Below are 557 nucleotides of genomic sequence, written 5' to 3' on the forward strand. Positions count from 1 at the left end.
TCAGCGTTTTTGGTACCTGTAAAGCTCTGGTCGGCAGACTCGATGGTTTCACCGTTCATAAAGCTTTCAGCAAGCTCAATAATATAGTGCCCGCGATAGCCATCTTCTGGCCAGCTTGGGTCTTCAGGTGTTAAACCTTTGCAGCGAGCTTGAACAGATAGAGCCAGGTTATTGATTTGTTGGCCAGCATCGTTGTAATAGAACTCGCTGGTCACATCCCAGCCATTTGCACCGAGAAGTCTGCAAATGCTGTCACCGACTGCTGCGCCACGGCCATGCCCCACATGCAATGGGCCGGTAGGATTAGCGGAAACAAACTCGACTTGAACTTTTTGGCCTTTACCTGAGTTGTTGTGTCCATATTTATCCGCATTTTCAATAATTGAACTGAGGACGGCAAAGCTGCTGGCGGAGCTCATAAAAAAGTTGATGAAGCCAGGGCCAGCAATTTCAATTTTGTCTACGCTTGCATTATTTTGAGCGGTGATCTTTTCAACGATTTGCTCAGCAAGCGCTCGAGGTGGCATCTTGGCCTGCTTGGCTAAGACTAGCCCTAT

1 protein-coding gene is annotated in these 557 nt (G+C 48.1%); it reads right to left on the minus strand.

The window, feature by feature from the left end:
- A partial coding sequence (gene argS, locus A3763_RS15145) for an arginine--tRNA ligase (RefSeq protein ID WP_369823118.1) occupies positions 1 to 527 on the minus strand: 527 nt, incomplete at its 3' end.
- Between the last annotated feature and the right edge of the window lie 30 nt (positions 528 to 557).

Source organism: Oleiphilus sp. HI0128 (assembly GCF_001635365.1).